The following is a 13,357-nucleotide window of genomic DNA, read 5'->3' on the forward strand; positions in this document are numbered from 1 at the left end:
TCAGTGTGACCTTTGTGACCTTCGTTACCTATGCAGGCTGAAAATGCACCGCATCGCCGAATCATAGCAAATGCGCAGCTTGTAGGAAAACGTTCCCGCGCTCAGCCTGCCCAGGCGGCAATCGTGGTGCGGTGGAGCTCGCGGCGATAGCCTGCATAGCCGCCGGTGGCGCGGTGCAGGACGCTGCGGTTGTCCCACATCACCAGCATGCCCGGTTCCCACTTTTGCGCGAAGACGAAGCGTTCATCGCCCTGCCAGTGCTGCAGTTCCATCAGCAGGGCGATCGCTGCGTCCTGCGCCATGCCTTCGATCCCGATGATATAGCCCAGCGTGGAATAGAAGCCGCGCCGCCCGGTTTCGGGGTGGGCGGGCACCAAGGGATGAGTCTGCGTGGCCAGCGCCGCCTCGCTCGGGCGGATGTCCATGCTGCGGCCCTTGTCTTTCGCGCCATAGGTGCCGTCGGGCGCATAGGGCAGCTTGGCCGAATGGACCGCGATCAGATCGGCATACCGGGCCTGCTGTTCCGCGCTCAGGGCCTCCCACGCCAGATGCTGGTTGGCGAACAGGGTATCGCCGCCCACCGGCGGAATATCGACCGCGTTGAGGCAGGTGCCCGAAGGCGGACGGGCCTGAAAGCTCCAGTCAGAATGCCAGTTTTCAGCAAACAGCGGGCTCTGCTCATCCGCTTCGCGCCGGATCGCGGCGATGTGCTGGCGGCCGGGGATCGGGGCGAAAAACGGATCCTCGCCAAACCCGCCCATGGCCAGCGTGAAACGCTCAAGCTGGTCGTCATCCAGCCCCTGATCGGGGAAGGCCAGCACATGATGCTGCAGCCAGGCCGCGCGGATCGCGGCCATGGTCTCGGCATCAGGCACCTGCTTCAGGTCGAGCCCGGTGACGCGCGCCCCGCACGCCCCGCCGGATGGTTCGACCCGCAGCGGCATCAGTCCGTGCCGCCTTCGTCAGCAGGTGCTGCGGGAGCATCCGGCGCAATGCCTTCAACTTCCTCATCGCCTTCGGCCTCGGCCAGCCGCACCGCGCTGACCACGTGTTCGTTATCCGACACGTTGAACAGCCGCACCCCGGCCGAGCCGCGCCCGATCACCCGCAGGCTTTCCAGCGGCAAGCGGATCAGCTTGGCCTGATCGGTGACCAGCATCAGCTGATCGGCCTGCACCGCCGGGAAGCTCGCCACCACCGGGCCGTTGCGGCCGATGTTATCGATATTGGTGATGCCCTGGCCGCCGCGCCCGGTGCGGCGGTATTCGTAGGCCGAGCTCATCTTGCCATAGCCATTGGCGCAGACCGTCAGGATGAACTGTTCGCGTTCGCGCAGTTCGGCCATGCGTTCCGCGCTCATCGCGGGTTCGCCGTCCTTCTCGCCCTTCCATGGCGCGAACTTGACGTATTCCTCACGCTCTTCGCTGGTGGTTCCGACACGGTGGAGGATCGACAGGCTGATCACCTCGTCATCGCCCTTCAGCGTCATCCCGCGCACCCCGGTAGAGGTGCGGCTGGTGAATTCGCGCACTTCGTCCCCGGCAAAGCGGATCGCCTTGCCGCTGCGGGTGGCGAGCAGCACATCATCGCTGGCTTCGAGCAGGGCGACGCCGATCAGCCGGTCGGTGCTGTCCTCGTCAAACCGCATCGCGAACTTGCCGTTGCTGGGGATGTTGGCGAAGGCGTCCATCGCGTTGCGGCGGACATTGCCCTTGGCCGTGGCGAACACGACCGAGAGCTGGCCCCATTCCGCCTCATCCTCGGGCAGGGGCAGCACGGTCTGGATCGTTTCGTCCTTGTCCAGCGCGGGCAGCAGATTGACGATCGGGCGGCCGCGCGTGGCCGGGCCGCCTTCGGGCAGCTTCCACACCTTGAGCCGATAGACTTTGCCCGCGGTCGAGAAGAACAGCACCGGATTGTGGGTGCTGGTGACGAACATGGTGGTGACCACGTCCTCGTCCTTGGTCGCCATGCCGGCCCGGCCCTTGCCGCCGCGGTTTTGGGCGCGAAAGGTGGAGAGCGGGGTGCGCTTGATATAACCGTCCATAGTGACGGTGACGACCATGTCGTCGCGCTCGATCAGGTCCTCATCATCGATCCCGTCGGCGGCGGCGGTGATTTCAGACAGGCGCGGCGTGGCATATGCGGCGCGAATTGCCGAAAGCTCATCGCGCATCACGCCGTAGAGCTTGGCCCGGTCGGCCAGGATCGAGAGGTATTCCTCGATCGCGATCGCCAGTTCCTTGAGCTCGTCACCAATCTCGTCGCGGCCCAGCGCGGTCAGTCGGTGGAGGCGCAGGTCGAGGATCGCCTTCACCTGCACTTCGGACAGGCGATAGGTTCCGCCGCTTTCCTCAGCACTGGGTTCGATCGCTTCGACCAGCCGGATATAGGGCGCGATTTCACCAATCGGCCATTCGCGGGTCAGCAAGGCTTCGCGCGCCTGGGCCGGATTGCGCGACCCGCGGATGATCTTGACCACTTCGTCAAGGTTGGTGACCGCGACGACCAGACCCAGCAAGATATGCGCCCGGTCACGCGCCTTGTTCAGTTCGAACTTGGTGCGCCGGGTGATGACTTCTTCGCGGAAGGTGATGAAAGCGCTGATGAAATCGCGCAGCATCAGCGTTTCCGGGCGGCCACCGCGGATCGCCAGCATGTTGGCGGGGAAGTTCGACTGCGCGGGCGTGTTGCGCCACAGCTGGTTGAGCACCACCTCGGGCGTGGCATCGCGCTTCAGGTCGATCACCACGCGCACGCCAAGCCGGCTTGATTCGTCGCGGATGTCGGAAATGCCTTCGATCCGCTTGTCCTTGGCGGCTTCGGCAATCTTTTCGACCAGGCTGTTCTTGCCGACCTGATAGGGGATCGAAGTCAGCACGATCGAACGGCGATCGCCCCGGCCTTCCTCAATCTCGTGGCGGCAGCGCATGATCACGCTGCCCCGGCCTGTCAGGTACGCCGAGCGGGCGCCGTGGGTGCCCAGAATCAGCGGGGCTGTGGGGAAATCCGGCCCCGGGATGATCTGGACGAGTTCTTCCGAAGTGATCTCCGGATTGTCCATATAGGCCAGACAGCCGTCGATCACTTCGCCCAGATTGTGCGGCGGAATGTTGGTCGCCATGCCCACTGCGATCCCGCCCGCGCCGTTGACCAGCAGGTTGGGAAAGCGTGCGGGCAGAACGGTCGGTTCCTGCCGCGAACCGTCATAGTTGTCGGTGAAATCGACCGTATCCTTGTCGAGATCATCGAGCAGGGCATTGGCCACCCGCGCCAGCCGCGCTTCGGTGTAACGCATCGAAGCTGGTGGATCGGGGTCCATCGAGCCGAAATTGCCCTGACCGTCGATCAGCGGCAGCCGCATCGACCAGTCCTGCGTCATACGCGCCAGCGCGTCATAGATCGCGCTGTCACCGTGCGGGTGATAGTTGCCCATCACGTCGCCAACGATCTTCGCGCTCTTGCGATAGGGCCGCCCGGCGACCATCCCGCCTTCCTGGGCGGCGAACAGGATACGGCGGTGGACCGGCTTCAACCCGTCGCGCACATCGGGCAGCGCGCGGCTTACGATCACGCTCATCGCGTAATCGAGGTAGCTGGTCTTCATCTCGTCGACGATGTCAACGCGGGTGAATTCGCCCATCGGGTTCGGGGATTCGGGAGTGGTCTGGTCTTCGCTCACGCGGCTGTTCGATCAATTGTTGTCGGGAAATTTGCGAGTGCTCAGGCCCTAGGCGAATGGCTGCCGCAAGGCCACTGCAAGCCCGGTTCAGGGCGGGTTTTTCCACACTCTTCACGCCGTTTATGAACGGATTGGCCAAGTTGCGTTCAATCAAGGTTAAACGCTGGTAATGCAGTTAGCGCACCAGTTGCCAAACCGGCGATTTCGCGCCATTGGCAGGGATGGAAGTTTTGCCCCGGCGCAAGGCGGAAACGGGTCCGCAACGCCGGTTGCCAAGGAGAATAAGGTCCATGATCCGCGCCACGTTTCTTTCGCGCCCGGCGCTGGGCATCGCGCTTGCACTTGCTGCCGTTTCCGGGGCGAGCCTGATCGCCAGCCCGGCCATCGCCGCCGAAAAGCAGAAGGCCCCTGCGGCTCTCAAGCTCAAACTGTCGAAGGAATTCCAGGTCGCGTCCAACGCGGTGCTGGCTGCCTGGACGAACACCAAGAAGCGCCCCGATGTGCTGGCCAAGCAGGCCGAACTGAAGGCTGCGGAAAGCACCCTGATGGCGGCAACCACCCGCCGTGCCCAGACCGAAGCGCAAAAGGTCTATGATGCCAAGGCGGCCGAACTGGTTGCCCTGGTCAAGCCGGATACCGATGCGCTTGACGGTGCGATGACCAAGGTTGTCGGCAATGATGACAAGTACCAGGCCGGCGCGATCGCGCTCGACATGGGGCTGTTCACCAGCAGCCAGGGCTTGCAGCGCAAGGGGCTGGATCTGCAGTTGCAGAGCGGCTTCGTCCCGGCGGACAAGGTGCCGCTGTTCAACTATTATGTCGGCAAGTTCGCCTATGGTGCCAAGGACTATATGGCCGCACGCACCGCGCTGCAGGCTGCAACCGCTGGCGGCTATCACGATGGTGAAGCAGACCGTTATCTCGCCGAAACCTATTTCGCGCAGAACGATGGCCCCGGCGGGATGAAGATCCTGCGCGATGCCAACGAACTGGCCAGAACCCAGGGCCGCGCCGCTTCGACCGAAGGGCTGCGTCGTGGGCTCAAGGTTGCAAATGACGTGCTCGACGTGACCAACGTTGGCTACTTCGGCAGCGAACTGATCAAGGCACAGCCGAACACCGAAAACTGGGGCGATGCGCTGGCAGCGCTGCGCCGCGCGGGCAAGTATGACAAATACGTCCTGCTGGACATCGCCCGCCTGGCGGACCGCACTGCCAGCTACGCCAATGGTTCGGACTATATGGAAATGGTCCAGATCGGCACCAACCTGGGCCTGCCCAAGGAAGTGCTGAAGGCGGTCGAAGCCGGAGTGGCCGCAGGCAAGCTCAACCGCGGCGATATTGCCGTGGCTGATGCCATCAACGTGGCCAATGCCCGCATCAAGACCGATACGGCGCAGAACCTGCTGGGCGGTTATGATCGCGATGGGCGTCTGCCCACGGCCAAGGTTGCCACGGTGGTTGGTGCAGGCGATTCGTTCCTGTCCTATGGCCAGCCGGCCAAGGCGGAAGAATTCTACAAGCTGGCCAGTGCCATGCCGGGGGCCGATCAGGGTCTGGTCTTCAGCCGCATGGGGATTGCCCAGTATGATCAGGGCAAGTTCGCCGAAGCCGAGGCCAGCTTTGCCAAGGTCACCGGCGCGCGCGCTCCGGTGGCGCAGGTCTGGGCCGTGCAGGCCGGGATCAAGGCCAAGGGCGGCTAAGGCTGCGATCGCCTGGAAAACAGCGAAGGGCGGGGGGCAACCTCCGCCCTTTTCTATTCGACCGGATGAAAATGCCCTTCGGCTTCGTCCAGCACGTGCAGCACGCCGTCGCTGATCGCGAAAAAGGCGCCTGACAGCCGCAGTTCCCCGCTCTGCTCCTTGGCAGCTATATAGGGGAACGTGCGCAGGTTCTTGAGGCTGGCCCTGACTCCGGCCTGCTCCATCGCGCGCTCGGCCGGGCGCCCTTCGGTGCCGTGGGTGGCGGTAACCTCGTCGCGCGCTTCGTCCAGCAGTGCAATCCAGTCCGCCACAAACCCGCCGGAACCATGCTCGGCCCCTTCCATCTGCCGGGTCAGCGCGGCCTTGCACCCGCCGCACATGCCGTGGCCCATGACCACCACTTCCTTGACCTTGAGGAACTGCACCGCAAATTCCAGCGCGGCGGAAACGCCGTGGTGGCCGGGGGTGGTTTCATAAGGCGGGACCATCGCCGCGACATTGCGGACCACAAAGATCTCGCCCGGATCGACGTCGAAGATCTGCGATGGATCGACCCGGCTGTCACTGCAGGCGATCACCATCACTTGCGGTTCCTGGCTTTCGCGCAAATCCGCCCAGCGTTCGCGATTCGAAGCCCAGCCATTGGCGCGGAAGCGGCGGTATCCGGCGACGAGCCGGCCGAGTTCAGGGGAGAATGGGTCGCTCATGGGCCCGCACATGGGGATGGAAATTGCCTCTGGCAAGGGGCAAGGCAAGCGCCTATCTGGCAGCCATGAACGATATCGCTTCCGAGCCCAAGCCGCAGCGTCAACGCAAGCCTGACTGGATCCGCGTCAAGGCCCCGACCAGCAAGGGCTATGGCGAAACCCGCCAGCTGATGCGCGATCTGAAACTGCATACTGTGTGCGAGGAAGCGGCCTGTCCGAACATCGGCGAATGCTGGACCAAGAAGCACGCCACGGTGATGATCCTGGGCGATATCTGCACCCGTGCCTGCGCCTTTTGCAACGTCAAGACCGGCATGCCGCGCGCGGTCGATCCGCTGGAACCCGATCACGTTGCCGTGGCCGCCGCGAAGATGGGACTGGAACACATCGTCATCACTTCGGTTGACCGTGATGACTTGCCCGATGGCGGGGCCAGCCAGTTCGTCAAGGTAATCAAGGCGCTGCGCCGCGAAACCCCGGACACCACGATCGAAATCCTGACCCCCGATTTCCGCGGCAAGATGCGCGAGTCGGTGGAAGCAATCGTCATGGCCGGGCCGGATGTGTACAATCACAACCTGGAAACCGTCCCCCGGCTTTACCCCACGATCCGCCCCGGCGCGCGGTACTATGCCTCGCTGCGGTTGCTGGAAGAGGTCAAGCACCACGATCCGCTGGTCTTCACCAAAAGCGGGATCATGCTGGGGCTGGGCGAGGAACGGCTGGAAGTGCATCAGGTGATGGATGACATGCGTTGTGCAGGCATCGATTTCATGACCATGGGGCAATATTTGCAGCCCACCCCGAAACACGTCGCGGTCAGCGAATTTGTCGAGCCTGATACGTTCAAGAGCTATGCCGCTATTGCCCGTTCCAAGGGCTTCCTGCAGGTCGCGGCCAGCCCCTTGACCCGGTCGAGCTATCACGCGGGCGACGATTTCAAGGAAATGCGCGCTGCGCGGCAGGCGCAGGTCGGGCTGGCGCGCAAAAGCTGATGCCAGGCGTCCACGAAGTGCGGCGCCTGCCATACAGCGCCACCCAGATGTTTGATCTGGTGGCCGATGTGGCACGCTATGGCGAATTTCTGCCGTGGGTCGTAGCAACGCGGGTCAAGAGCGACAGCGAACATGAAATGATCGCGGATATGCTGGTCGGCTTTAACGCGCTGCGCGAAAAGTTTACTTCACGCGTGGAAAAGCAGCGGCCAGGCCGGATCAAGGTCCACTATATCGACGGGCCGATGCGCGATCTCGACAATGTCTGGCTGTTCCGCGACGTGGAAAACGGCTGCGAGGTGGAATTTGACGTGAAATTCACGTTCCGCAACGCCATGTTCGAAAAGCTGGCCGGGCAGTATTTTGACCGTGCGTTCCGCAAGATGGTCCAGGCCTTTGAAGACCGCGCAGACCAGCTTTACGGCAGCAGCAGTTCCAGCGCGACCAGCGCCGCCTGATGGCGCACGCTTTCGCGGCTTGATCCGTCAAGCAAGCGCTCTTCGGCCAGGGCGTCTTCCTCATTCTGGCCGCGAATTGCGCGGGCGAACACCACGGTGCCAACCGGCTTTTGTTCGCTGCCGCCATCGGGCCCGGCAATCCCGCTGATCGCCACCGCAACGTCGGCCTTGCTGCGCTTCAATGCGCCTTGCGCCATCGCCCAGGCACAGGCGATCGAAACTGCGCCAAAGGTTTCGATGATGTCTTTCGACACGCCCAGCATCTCGTGCTTGGCTTCGTTGGAATAGGTCACATAGCCGCGATCGAGCACGGCTGATGATCCGCCGATCTCGGTCAACGCGGCACTGACCAACCCTGCGGTGCAGCTTTCTGCCAGCGCGACAACCCGGCCTGCGGCCTTGTTTTCGGCCACGACCCGGGCAGCCAGTTCGACAATATCGGCGGGAAGAAGCGACATAGTAATCCTGTCAGGTCCGATTCGCGGACGCGGACGCGCCTTTCACCTGTCTGTCGCCAAGGTCAAGCACGACAGATGCGCAGTGCGCCAACCCGATTCGCTCCGCTACGTGCGGCCAGGCCGGTGGTCAGGGCAATCGTCTCTGCCGCCAGCGGGGCGGGCAGGGGTGACAGCAGCAGCAAAAGCCGATCAAGGCTTTTGCAGCGTTCGACCGGAAACTGCTGATCGACCATGGCAATTACCATGTCATCCAGCATCGGCTTCATCGTTTCATCGGGTAATTGGCCCAACACCGGTCCGGCCTGCGGATCAAGCGTGCCGCCGGCCTTGATCACCGCCTTGCGGGCCATCGGCCACTGCCGGTCGCGCCCCTTGGTATAACGCTGGGCCAGCTTTTCGCCGTCGGTGCGCAGATAGGCCTTGGGCGGCAAGACATCCCCGCAGCGCTGCGCCGCGCCGCGCACCATCGCAGGCAGCGTGTAAATCGACATGGCGGAAAATTCCTGCGCGGTCAGGCACGGCGGTGGCGGGGCGGCAGCCTGGGCCAGGCCGGGCAGGGCGAGCATTGCCGAGCAAAACACCAGCCGCAGCATGTCAGCCCCGCACCAGCGTGGCGACAGCCTGCGCAGCAATCCCTTCGCCGCGCCCGGTAAAGCCGAGCCGTTCGGTGGTAGTTGCCTTGACGCTGATCGTGGCGAGCGGCGCGCCCAGCACTTCGGCCAGCCGTTCACGCATCGCCTGACGGTGCGGGCCGATCTTGGGGGCTTCGCAGATAATCGTCAGATCGACATTGCCGATCCGGTAGCCCTGCGCCGCCGCCAGTGAAACCGCGTGGGCCAGGAACCGATCGCTGCTCGCGCCTTTCCATTGCGGATCGCTGGGCGGAAAGTGGCTGCCGATATCGCCATCGGCAATTGCACCCAGCACGGCATCGACCAGCGCGTGGATCGCGACATCGGCATCACTGTGTCCGGCCAGACCGCGTGGATGATCGATCCTGATCCCGCACAGCCACAGTTCCTCACCATCGGCCAGACGGTGAACGTCATAGCCGGTGCCGACCCGCAAAGCGGGCAGGGCGGCGGCATCGAAATCGCTGGCAAAGGTCAACTTGTGCAAGGCTTCGTCTCCATCGACCAGCGCCACGGCAAGGCCAGCGGCCCGTGCGACCTGGGCATCATCGCCGGCCTCAATCGCGCCGTCCCAGCTGCGGTGCGCGGCCAGGATCCCGGCAAAGCGGAACGCTTGCGGTGTCTGCACCCGGCGCAGCTCCTCGCGCCGGGCGGGTTCACCCATCAGGGGGCCGTCGGCCTGGGTCAGGCTGTCTACCACGGGCAGGACGGGGATCGCACCGGGGTGCTGCGTCAGCGCGGCGAGCAGGCGCGCGATCACTGGCGCAGTCAGGCCAGGGCGTGCAGCATCGTGGATCAGGACCAGATCGGGGGCATCCTTTGCAAGGGCTTCCAGCGCCCTGCGTACAGACCCTTGCCGGGTTGCGCCGCCAGTTACCAGCCGCACGCCAGGGATGCCTGCCAGTGCCGCCGCTGCTGCCGTGTCCGCGCCATCGGGGATTGCGACGACGATTGGGGCGATCCCCGCCGCGGCCAGCACTTCTGCCGAATGCCGGACCACCGGCTTGCCACGCCACAGGGCGAATTGCTTGGGCAAAGGCTGGCCCGCACGCAGGCCTTGCCCGGCGGCGACGATCACGGCAGCGACAGAAGGGGAGGGCACGCTCATTGCGCGGTCTGCGGTAGTGCCTTGCTCTCGGCTCGGCAATTCCCTATGTGCTGCCCAAATTTTAGGCACATCGCAATGAACCCGCTTCCCTCTCCTCCTGCGCTGGCCCCGATCATGGTCGGGCCCGAACGGATCGACTGCCCGGTGATCCTGGCGCCGATGACCGGCGTAACCGATCTGCCGTTCCGGCGGATGGTGCGGCGGTTCGGATCGGGCCTCAACGTCACCGAAATGATCGCCAGCCCGGCGGCAATCCGCGAAACGCGGCAATCGCAGCAAAAAGCGATGTGGGATGCGGCGGAAGAACCGGTGTCGATGCAGCTGGTCGGGTGCGATCCGGCGCAGATGGCTGACGCCGCGCGTTTGGTTCAGGATCGTGGTGCGGCAATCATCGATATCAACATGGGCTGCCCGGTGCGCAAGGTGGTCAATGGCGATGCCGGGTCGGCGCTGATGCGTGACTTGCCGCTGGCCACCGCGCTGATCGAAGCGACGGTCAAGGCGGTCAAGGTGCCGGTTACGGTCAAGATGCGGATGGGCTGGTGCCATGACAGCCTCAACGCCCCCGAACTCGCCCGCCGGGCCGAGGATCTGGGCGCGAAGCTGGTCACCGTCCACGGCCGCACCCGCAACCAGATGTACAAGGGCAGTGCCGACTGGGCCTTTGTCCGCAAGGTCAAGGATGCAGTCAGCATCCCGGTGATCGTCAACGGCGACATTTGCGGGATCGACGATGTTGCCACGGCGCTGGATCAAAGCGGCGCGGACGGGGTGATGATCGGGCGCGGGGCCTATGGCAAGCCGTGGCTGCTGGCGCAGGTGATGCACTGGCTGGGGACCGGGCAGCAACTGGCCGATCCTTCACTGGATGATCAACTTGCGCTGATCCTTGAGCATTACCAGTGGATGCTGGACCTTTATGGCGAGGATACCGGGGTCAAGCTCGCCCGCAAACACCTCGGCTGGTACACGCGCGGGCTGCACGGGTCGGCGCATTTCCGCAATACGGTGAACTTCGTCGATGATCCGCAGGCCGTGATGCAGGCGCTGCGCGAATTCTACGATCCGTTCCTTTCGCGCCAGGCGGCCTAGGCATGATCGATCCGCAGCGGCAGCTGTCCAGCCTGTCGCTGGCCGTGGTGCTGCTGGCTCCGGGACAGCGGATCGCGGCGGCCAATCCGGCGGCGGAGCAGTTCCTGGGGCAAAGCTTTCGGCGTTTGCAGGATCGTTGCCTGACCGATCTGGTGCGGTTCGAGGAACCCCGCCTTGCCGCACGGCTAACCGAAAGCGATGCGCACGTTTCGGCGCGGGCCACCAATGTCCATGTGATCGGGCAAGGCCCGCGGCGGCTTGACGTCACCGCCGCACCGCTGATCGATCAGCCGGGCTGGCAAGTGCTGACCCTGCACGACATTTCCGGGGCCGAAGCGATGAGCGACAACTCTGCTTCCGCCGACGACAACATCCTGCGCGCGCCCGACATTCTGGCGCATGAGATCAAAAATCCGCTGGCGGGCATTCGCGGCGCGGCGCAGCTGCTGGGGCGCAAGCTGCAAGGCAATGACCTGGCCATGACCGGGCTGATCGCCGATGAGGTGGACCGGATCGCCAAGCTGATCGACCAGATGCAGTCACTCTCGCGCCGAACGCCCCAAACGCTTGCTCCGTGCAATCTGCACGAAGCGGTGCGCCGGGCGATTGCAGTGCTGGAAGCCACCGGCAATGCGCCGCCGATTGTCGAGGAGTTCGATCCCTCACTGCCGCTGGTGCTCGGCAATGCCGATGCGCTGGTACAGGTGGTGCTTAATCTGATTGCCAATGCCGCCGACGCCTGCCGCGATACGGCCGCCCCCCGGATCGCGGTTCGCACCCGTTTTGCCAGCGGGCTGCAGACCCACCGCGGGGCAGATGGCCTGCCGGTGCGCCTACCAATCGAACTGCGGGTTAGCGACAACGGGCCGGGGATCGATCCCGCAATGCGCGATCATGTGTTTGAACCTTTCGTCACTACCAAGAAGAGCGGGCAGGGCCTGGGCCTGGCGCTGGTCCGCCGTCTGGTCCGCGACATGAACGGGCGGATCGGCCATGACCGCGAGGAGGCTGCCGGCTGGACCCATTTCCGGGTTCATCTGCCGATGGCCGCCGAACGCCGCCAGACCAACCGCGAGGATCTGCCATGAACGTGCTGCTGGTCGAAGATGACGCCTCGATCGCGCTGGTGATCACCGCCGCGCTCGAAGCAGAGGGCTTTGGCGTCACCCACTGCGATTCGATTGCCGAGCGTGACCGGCTGCTGGCACTGCACCGCTTTGCCGCGCTGGTTACCGATGTGATGCTGACCGATGGGGACGGGATCGAAACGATCGGTCAGGTCCGGGCCATGGCGCCGGACATGCCGATCATCATCCTTTCGGCCCAAAACACACTCGATACCGCTGTGCGGGCGAGTGATACCGGCGCGTTTGAATACTTCCCCAAGCCGTTCGACATTGATGAACTGGCCCGCACCGTCCGCCAGGCAGTTGGCGCGGCGAGTGCAAAAGGCGGGACGGAAGAGGATGCGCCCGTTGCGGGTTTGCCGCTGGTTGGCCGTTCTGCGCCGATGCAGGCGGTTTACCGCATGATCACCCGCGTGCTGCGCAACGATCTCACCGTGCTGGTGCTGGGCGAAAGCGGCACCGGCAAGGAACTGGTGGCCGAAGCGATCCACCAGCTGGGCCAGCGCAAGGACGGCCCGTTTGTGGCAGTCAACACTGCGGCCATCCCCGCCGAACTGATCGAAAGCGAGCTGTTCGGGCATGAAAAGGGCGCTTTCACAGGCGCCGTCGCGCGGCATATCGGCAAGTTTGAGCAGGCCAATGGCGGCACGCTGTTCCTTGACGAGATCGGTGACATGCCGATGCAGGCCCAGACCCGGCTGCTGCGCGCGCTGCAATCGGGCTCGGTCCGGCGCGTGGGCGGGCGTGAGGAAATCAAGGTCGATGTGCGGATTGTCGCCGCGACCAATCGCGATCTCGAACCGATGATCGCGGCGGGGCAGTTCCGCGAAGACCTGTTCTATCGGCTCAACGTGGTGCCGATCACACTGCCGCCGCTGCGCGAACGGGCAGACGATATTCCGGCACTGGCCCGCCATTTCCTCCAGCTCGCTGCGGTTGAAGGGCTGCCTCGGCATCAGCTGTCGGATGAAGCTGCAGCCTTGCTCAGCCGTCAGCCCTGGCGCGGCAATGTCCGTGAACTGCGCAATTTCATCTACCGCCTCGCGCTGTTGGCGCGCGAAGATGCGATCGACGCGGAAAGCACGGCCAGCCTGATCCAGCAGACCGCCCGGGCCGATGCGGAAGCGGGGAGTGCCGGTGATCTGGCCGGATCGGTGGCCGAATGGCTGGTAATCAACCGTCCTGCTCCCGGCACCGTCTATGATGCTGCACTGGCCGCTTTCGAGCGCCCGCTGTTTACCGCGGTGCTGCGCGAAACGCAGGGCAACCAGCTGCGCGCCGCGCAAATGCTGGGGATCAACCGCAACACGCTGCGCAAGCGGCTCAGCGATCTGGGTATTGATCCGGCCGAACTGCACCAGCCCGGCTGATTGCCCCTTGCAAAGTTGCAACAGT

12 protein-coding genes are annotated in these 13,357 nt (G+C 64.2%); 6 read left to right on the forward strand and 6 right to left on the reverse strand.

Translation table 11 applies throughout. The features are described from left to right. Nucleotides 1-101: 101 nt before the first annotated feature. Nucleotides 102-944, reverse strand: coding sequence for a TauD/TfdA dioxygenase family protein (locus MNBBLIKP_RS14030; protein ID WP_088310870.1), 843 nt, complete (start codon nucleotides 942-944; stop codon nucleotides 102-104). Next, a complete protein-coding gene (gene gyrA / locus MNBBLIKP_RS14035; protein WP_088310939.1) occupies nucleotides 944-3,643 on the reverse strand; it encodes a DNA gyrase subunit A in 2,700 nt (899 codons plus the stop codon). The genes MNBBLIKP_RS14030 and gyrA overlap by 1 nt, the downstream gene beginning before the upstream one ends. Before the next feature lie 329 nt (nucleotides 3,644-3,972). On the opposite strand from gyrA, the gene MNBBLIKP_RS14040 reads away from it, so the two are divergent. Continuing rightward, entirely contained in the window at nucleotides 3,973-5,385 is a 1,413-nt protein-coding gene (locus MNBBLIKP_RS14040; RefSeq protein WP_088310871.1) for a hypothetical protein, read from the forward strand. A 53-nt stretch (nucleotides 5,386-5,438) separates the two neighbouring features. Here the strand turns inward: MNBBLIKP_RS14040 and MNBBLIKP_RS14045 are convergent, their stop codons facing one another. Further along, nucleotides 5,439-6,092, reverse strand: a complete 654-nt coding sequence (locus MNBBLIKP_RS14045; RefSeq protein ID WP_088310872.1) for a carbonic anhydrase — start codon at nucleotides 6,090-6,092, stop codon at nucleotides 5,439-5,441. Between the two features lie 65 nt (nucleotides 6,093-6,157). Here MNBBLIKP_RS14045 and lipA point away from each other — a divergent pair, with 65 nt between their 5' ends. Together lipA and MNBBLIKP_RS14055 are read left to right on the forward strand one after the other, a co-directional pair. After that, nucleotides 6,158-7,087 (forward strand): lipoyl synthase, encoded by a 930-nt coding sequence (gene lipA, locus MNBBLIKP_RS14050; protein ID WP_088310873.1) that lies wholly within the window; start codon nucleotides 6,158-6,160, stop codon nucleotides 7,085-7,087. Beyond that, nucleotides 7,087-7,545, forward strand: a complete 459-nt coding sequence (locus tag MNBBLIKP_RS14055) for a type II toxin-antitoxin system RatA family toxin (RefSeq protein ID WP_088310874.1) — start codon at nucleotides 7,087-7,089, stop codon at nucleotides 7,543-7,545. The genes lipA and MNBBLIKP_RS14055 overlap by 1 nt, the downstream gene beginning before the upstream one ends. Here the strand turns inward: MNBBLIKP_RS14055 and MNBBLIKP_RS14060 are convergent. The 3 genes from MNBBLIKP_RS14060 to MNBBLIKP_RS14070 form a co-directional block, all read right to left on the reverse strand. Further along, nucleotides 7,506-8,003, reverse strand: coding sequence for a CinA family protein (locus tag MNBBLIKP_RS14060; protein ID WP_088310875.1), 498 nt, complete (start codon nucleotides 8,001-8,003; stop codon nucleotides 7,506-7,508). The genes MNBBLIKP_RS14055 and MNBBLIKP_RS14060 overlap by 40 nt on opposite strands. A gap of 62 nt (nucleotides 8,004-8,065) precedes the next feature. Continuing rightward, nucleotides 8,066-8,596: a hypothetical protein gene (locus MNBBLIKP_RS14065; protein ID WP_088310876.1), complete on the reverse strand. Its 531-nt coding sequence runs from the start codon at nucleotides 8,594-8,596 to the stop codon at nucleotides 8,066-8,068. Nucleotide 8,597: 1 nt separating this feature from the next. Next, nucleotides 8,598-9,743 carry a bifunctional 2-C-methyl-D-erythritol 4-phosphate cytidylyltransferase/2-C-methyl-D-erythritol 2,4-cyclodiphosphate synthase gene (locus MNBBLIKP_RS14070; protein ID WP_088310877.1) on the reverse strand — a complete coding sequence of 382 codons (1,146 nt, stop codon included), beginning with the start codon at nucleotides 9,741-9,743 and terminating at the stop codon, nucleotides 8,598-8,600. Between the two features lie 75 nt (nucleotides 9,744-9,818). Here MNBBLIKP_RS14070 and dusB point away from each other — a divergent pair, with 75 nt between their 5' ends. Genes dusB through MNBBLIKP_RS14085 form a run of 3 tightly spaced genes read left to right on the forward strand, consistent with a single transcriptional unit; the run spans nucleotide 9,819 to nucleotide 13,332 of the window. Further along, entirely contained in the window at nucleotides 9,819-10,835 is a 1,017-nt protein-coding gene (dusB, locus tag MNBBLIKP_RS14075) for a tRNA dihydrouridine synthase DusB (RefSeq protein ID WP_088310878.1), read from the forward strand. Nucleotides 10,836-10,837: 2 nt separating this feature from the next. Next, the gene (locus MNBBLIKP_RS14080) at nucleotides 10,838-11,923 is read left to right on the forward strand and encodes a two-component system sensor histidine kinase NtrB (protein WP_088310879.1); all 1,086 of its coding nucleotides are present in this window, start codon (nucleotides 10,838-10,840) and stop codon (nucleotides 11,921-11,923) included. Beyond that, nucleotides 11,920-13,332 carry a sigma-54-dependent transcriptional regulator gene (locus MNBBLIKP_RS14085; RefSeq protein WP_088310880.1) on the forward strand — a complete coding sequence of 471 codons (1,413 nt, stop codon included), beginning with the start codon at nucleotides 11,920-11,922 and terminating at the stop codon, nucleotides 13,330-13,332. The genes MNBBLIKP_RS14080 and MNBBLIKP_RS14085 overlap by 4 nt, the downstream gene beginning before the upstream one ends. The last annotated feature ends 25 nt before the right edge of the window (nucleotides 13,333-13,357 follow it).

Origin of the sequence: Novosphingobium sp. B 225, assembly GCF_002198665.1 — a bacterium.
In the GTDB taxonomy this organism is placed as follows: Bacteria; Pseudomonadota; Alphaproteobacteria; order Sphingomonadales; family Sphingomonadaceae; genus Novosphingobium.

Excerpts from the sequence above, each read along its gene's own strand:
- MNBBLIKP_RS14085 (WP_088310880.1), top strand. The coding sequence starts at position 11,920 with ATGAACGTGCTGCTGGTCGAAGATGACGCCTCGATCGCGCTGGTGATC.
- gyrA (WP_088310939.1), bottom strand. The coding sequence starts at position 3,643 with ATGGGCGAATTCACCCGCGTTGACATCGTCGACGAGATGAAGACCAGC.
- MNBBLIKP_RS14045 (WP_088310872.1), bottom strand. The coding sequence starts at position 6,092 with ATGAGCGACCCATTCTCCCCTGAACTCGGCCGGCTCGTCGCCGGATAC.
- MNBBLIKP_RS14060 (WP_088310875.1), bottom strand. The coding sequence starts at position 8,003 with ATGTCGCTTCTTCCCGCCGATATTGTCGAACTGGCTGCCCGGGTCGTG.
- lipA (WP_088310873.1), top strand. The coding sequence starts at position 6,158 with ATGAACGATATCGCTTCCGAGCCCAAGCCGCAGCGTCAACGCAAGCCT.
- MNBBLIKP_RS14040 (WP_088310871.1), top strand. The coding sequence starts at position 3,973 with ATGATCCGCGCCACGTTTCTTTCGCGCCCGGCGCTGGGCATCGCGCTT.
- dusB (WP_088310878.1), top strand. The coding sequence starts at position 9,819 with ATGAACCCGCTTCCCTCTCCTCCTGCGCTGGCCCCGATCATGGTCGGG.
- MNBBLIKP_RS14070 (WP_088310877.1), bottom strand. The coding sequence starts at position 9,743 with ATGAGCGTGCCCTCCCCTTCTGTCGCTGCCGTGATCGTCGCCGCCGGG.
- MNBBLIKP_RS14065 (WP_088310876.1), bottom strand. The coding sequence starts at position 8,596 with ATGCTGCGGCTGGTGTTTTGCTCGGCAATGCTCGCCCTGCCCGGCCTG.
- MNBBLIKP_RS14030 (WP_088310870.1), bottom strand. The coding sequence starts at position 944 with ATGCCGCTGCGGGTCGAACCATCCGGCGGGGCGTGCGGGGCGCGCGTC.
- MNBBLIKP_RS14080 (WP_088310879.1), top strand. The coding sequence starts at position 10,838 with ATGATCGATCCGCAGCGGCAGCTGTCCAGCCTGTCGCTGGCCGTGGTG.
- MNBBLIKP_RS14055 (WP_088310874.1), top strand. The coding sequence starts at position 7,087 with ATGCCAGGCGTCCACGAAGTGCGGCGCCTGCCATACAGCGCCACCCAG.